The 307-nt window shown below is 41.4% G+C and carries 1 pseudogene; it reads left to right on the top strand.

Going from position 1 to position 307, the window contains the following annotated elements:
- Positions 1 to 307: pseudogene (locus tag PPOP_RS24905) on the top strand (polymorphic toxin-type HINT domain-containing protein); the annotation flags it as partial.

The following is a 307-nucleotide window of genomic DNA, read 5'->3' as shown; positions in this document are numbered from 1 at the left end:
TCGAAGTTGGAGGAGTACATAATTACTTCGTTACGGAGTCCGAAATATGGACGCATAATAACGGCCCATTGATTAAACTAATTTCTAAAATGTTAGGAAACACTGGGAAGAATGCCGCGAGAAACACCGGGAAAAGCACTGCGAAAAACGCTAAGAATGTAACTAGGGGGACGGGTAATGTAGGTAGATCTTCTGTTAAGCTGAAGCTAGATAAAGCATTGGATCCCGCTAATAGTTGGGCGTTTAAAAAAATCAATGCTGAGATCGCTAGAAAAAAAGCGCTGGGGAAAACACTGAAAAAAACACC

The sequence above is a fragment of the Paenibacillus popilliae ATCC 14706 genome (assembly GCF_000315235.1).
Taxonomy (GTDB): Bacteria; Bacillota; Bacilli; order Paenibacillales; family Paenibacillaceae; genus Paenibacillus_B; species Paenibacillus_B popilliae.
This window is presented reverse-complemented; position numbering and strand designations above follow the sequence as displayed.